The organism is Microcystis sp. M49636_WE2 (assembly GCF_030065375.1).
Classification (GTDB): Bacteria; Cyanobacteriota; Cyanobacteriia; order Cyanobacteriales; family Microcystaceae; genus Microcystis; species Microcystis aeruginosa_C.
The window spans coordinates 1-3,886 of record NZ_JASJFG010000780.1; the positions used below are offsets into that span (position 1 = coordinate 1).

Genomic DNA, 3,886 nt, shown 5'->3' on the forward strand with positions numbered 1-3,886 from the left:
CAAAGCTGTCATCCCTAAACCCTTGACAATTTTGACAAAATATGCTAGGTCTTGATCGCTTAAAATAGCGGCAATTAAAAGGACAGCATCGGCTCCTTTAGAGCGAGCGTAGTAGATTTGATAGGGATAAAGGATAAATTCCTTGCATAGTAGGGGTAAAGATACCGCTTGTCGGACGAGGGTAAGATTTTCGTAACTACCTTGAAAAAATTTACTATCGGTTAAGACCGATAAACAAGTGGCCCCTCCCTGTTCATAGGTACGGGCGATCGCTACAGGATCAAAATCTTCGCGGATGACTCCCTTGCTAGGGGAAGCTTTTTTCACTTCGGCAATCAAAGCGGGTTCGGTTTTACCCTGTTTTAAGGCGGCTAAAAAGTCGCAAGGTGGCGCAGTATTGGCTATTTTTTTGCGTAATTCCAATAAAGGCAACCGCTCGCGCAATTTATCGACTTCGATCTCCTTATGCCAAACGATTTCTTCTAAAATATTTTGTGGTTGTGCCTCTGGCACTTTCACCACATAACTCAAACTCTCAACTTTGACGGCAGGATTGGGGTGTTTTCTTCGGATCTGCATTTTCTCACTGTCCAGAGCTTAACAGTGATTAGTGTAACAGCGATTAGTTATCGGGAATTGAGATAGAGACGGGGAAAACCACGTCTCTACAGACATTTATCTAGACTTGTGTGGATATTGCCAATCTTCACCGAAAGGCTATTGCATAGCTTCGAGCGAACGTTCTAAAATTTGATCTTGACGTTTTTCGTCTTCTTGGCGATTTTCAGTTAATAAAACCCGCGCTTTTGCAGTTCCTGCCTCCCCTTCCCCTAAAAGCTCTTCTGTACGAGTTAAGACATTTTCTTCGAGCATTCCCTCTGCTTGTCGTTCTTGGGTTAAATTAAGACGTGCTTTTTCTTCAATATTCATAAATTTATCCTTGCCACAGGTGCGATCAACTTCTACCTTTAGTCTGACACAAATTTGCTATTCTGTATCATTAACTACAGAAAAATTTAGAATCTTATTAGTGAAACTGAGATTTAGGTATTTGTTCTCATTCCTCAAATGGACAGGGATCGATCGACCTAAAGCTATAAAATAAAACCTATGGAACAATTCCCCAGCGTAATCAAGCTTGTATATCGGGCGAATAATTATCGATTGCCTAAACCAACAGATTTCTTGACAGTATCCGACTCTATCGTAATATCCTATTTGCAGAGCTTATGACCAAAGGTAATTTAAACGATCTCATCCGTAAAGAAGCTAATAAAGAGGTAGAATCCCAACCCTCTCCTTCTCCCAAACGTTCTAAGGAAACTAACGCCACCCTACAGGCAAAAATTAACGACTTGACGGCAGAGTTAGAAAAAACCAAGAAAAATGGGCAAACTCTCCAAGAAAAAGTTATTTCTCTGGAAGAAGAACTTAAAGAAAATCTGGAACTCTCTGTCAGGTTACAGCAGTTACAACAACAGACCGAGCAGTTAGAATCTGTCCTCTCGGAAAAAACTACTTTGGTGGCAAAATTATCGAGCCAATTAAGTCAATCCCAGACGGAATTAACCGAGAAAAAACAGTTAATTGAAAAACTATCGAGTCAATTAAGTCAATCCCAGACGGAATTAACCGAGAAAAAACAGTTAATTGAAAAATTATCGAGTCAATTAAGCAAGACAGAAACAGAACTGACTGATAAAAAACAGTTAATTGAAAAATTATATAATCAAATTAAAACCCTAGAAAATAGTCCCACCGCCACCCCTGAACCGTCAGCAATTACCAAACCTGTGCCTAAGAAACCCAGTCTTTATAACTTTGAAATGGCCACTTTAGCCCGTTATATTGCCCCCAATCCTACCCCCACAGAGTTAACGGATTCCGATATCGGTTGGTTCGATTAATTATGGCTAGTAAAAACCAAGAACAACAACATCCACAGGAAAGAATCGATCGCCCGATTGTTGATCAGCTACTGCAATCAGAACCCAATGATTTAAACTTAGCTGAATGCGCTCGTTTACGCATACGTTATCAAAACTTTCCGGGGGCAAGAGAAATCCAAAGAGATTTAGATTTAATCCTAGAAAAATGGCAGTTAGATGAAGCGAGTTTATGGGCAAAAACTCGACAACTGCACAGTCACGGACAAGTGTATCAAATGCGTCAAACCGAGGAGCAACAGGATTGGAGTTAAATTGCAGCAGTTATCTTAAATGGTGCGAGAGGAAAAATCAAACCTATAATTTGATTTTATCTAATAATCTCTGAAACCGATTTTTGGGTTTGCTTGCTGGCGGATCTGTGGGGGGATTAGGATCATCTAGATAACGATAATATTTCCAGATATCCCAGTAGGGACATCCCGGTTCAATACGAATTCCTGCCCAATGTAAATATTTTAAGGGCTGATTTAATCTCGGATCGATTAAAATATTTCCCTGACGTTGAAAATGAGAACTTCTCCCCCAATTTCCCGCTTGACAACCCGGGACGCGGACAAGATTAAATCGATTGGGAACTCGTTTGAGAATGGTATAATTAATAATCGGTTGATCGGAGGTTTTTTGAGAAAAATCAAAATATTCTGGATGAGCGGCACATTCTTGAAAAGCACTATATAATTCCTGTTCTGAGAATAGATTCTTTTTACTAGCCCAAAAACCACCGTTAAACATTCCAGTTAGATCGTTTTCCGTGAAGATTCCTTGTTCTAAAACAATCGGATTAAAGACATCAGTAATCCCTTTTTTGTGTTGATAATCACAGCAGAGAAAATCGTAGGTATCGAGGAAATTTAGATTATCTATTATTTTTTCAAAAACCACGATATCGGTATCGATATAAAGAAATTGATCTAGTTCTCCAAACCAACACACCTGCTTGCGAAATTGATTAGGACGAGCAAAGAATTTTTCTCCAAAAATATCATATATTTTCTGTGCCAATTCTTCCACTAATTGCAGATCAGGATAGAGAATAACGCCATATTTTTCGGACAATAAATCGGCAATTTTTTGATAATTATTGTCGTAGGGAATCAAGATGACGGGAGAATCGGGATCGTACAAACGAATACTATTCATTAATGCGATCGCCTGCTCGATAACTCGATCATTAGCGGTAATGTAAATCCCTCGCTTCATAAATATCCTCGGGGTAAGAGTTAGAAATAATTATATAGCAGTTATCTTAATGGTGAAGTAGAAAGTTTTCCTTTTGGGGAGTCAGCCATCAGCTTTTTTCTCCCGATATCCCTGTTCACTGATCACTGATCACTGATAACTGAATAGCTGATCAGTCTTTCTCTGTCAACTCTTAAAGTTGATGCCTTTGCTTAAACAGTTTTTTCTTAAGTTTAGCCAGAGAACTCTGTATCCATAATTTTTTAAGTCGCAGGGGTTCTAAACCTTCTATATCAGCCAGATATCGTTTTTTAATATCAAAGAAATCATTAATTTCTCTTAAAATTGTTTCAAAACGTGGTAGTAATTTTTCGGGATGATAATCATCGAGAAAATTAGCCGGTAAAGAATTAACGGGAAAATTACGGGCATAATTAAGAATACGTTCCAGATCGTATTGAGTGGAATAAGCCCCAATTTTTTGACAATTGAAACCGGGATCGAGATAATCGGCTAGAGCGCTATTGACGCTAGAAAATACCGTACAACCACAGGCTAAAGCTTCCAGGGGCGGTAAGCCAAAACCCTCCGTTAAACCGTTTACAACCCAATATTCAGCCGAATCGTAGAGATAAACCCGACTGCGATTGAATAATCCCACTAAATCCTCCACATAGCTATCTAAAACCTTAACGCGACAGTGGGGACGGAGGGCGGGAACTAGACGATTGAGAAGATACTTTGAGGATTTGCGCCCC

6 protein-coding genes are annotated in these 3,886 nt (G+C 39.3%); 2 read left to right on the forward strand and 4 right to left on the reverse strand.

The genetic code is table 11. The annotated features are described in order from the left end of the window. The coding region (locus PX484_RS17885; RefSeq protein ID WP_288104980.1) for an indole-3-glycerol phosphate synthase TrpC at positions 1-579 on the reverse strand (579 nt) is incomplete at its 3' end. A gap of 138 nt (positions 580-717) precedes the next feature. Next, positions 718-930 carry a hypothetical protein gene (locus PX484_RS17890; protein WP_004163897.1) on the reverse strand — a complete coding sequence of 71 codons (213 nt, stop codon included), beginning with the start codon at positions 928-930 and terminating at the stop codon, positions 718-720. Between the two features lie 299 nt (positions 931-1,229). On the opposite strand from PX484_RS17890, the gene PX484_RS17895 reads away from it, so the two are divergent. Both PX484_RS17895 and PX484_RS17900 read left to right on the forward strand, forming a co-directional pair. Continuing rightward, positions 1,230-1,907 (forward strand): hypothetical protein, encoded by a 678-nt coding sequence (locus PX484_RS17895; RefSeq protein ID WP_287765665.1) that lies wholly within the window; start codon positions 1,230-1,232, stop codon positions 1,905-1,907. Positions 1,908-1,909: 2 nt separating this feature from the next. Continuing rightward, a complete protein-coding gene (locus PX484_RS17900; RefSeq protein WP_004163895.1) occupies positions 1,910-2,200 on the forward strand; it encodes a DUF3288 family protein in 291 nt (96 codons plus the stop codon). A 43-nt stretch (positions 2,201-2,243) separates the two neighbouring features. Here the strand turns inward: PX484_RS17900 and PX484_RS17905 are convergent, their stop codons facing one another. Beyond that, positions 2,244-3,149: an Npun_R2821/Npun_R2822 family protein gene (locus PX484_RS17905; RefSeq protein ID WP_287765667.1), complete on the reverse strand. Its 906-nt coding sequence runs from the start codon at positions 3,147-3,149 to the stop codon at positions 2,244-2,246. A 172-nt stretch (positions 3,150-3,321) separates the two neighbouring features. Continuing rightward, positions 3,322-3,886 (reverse strand): glycosyltransferase (locus tag PX484_RS17910; protein WP_288104983.1); only part of this gene is annotated, 565 nt, incomplete at its 5' end.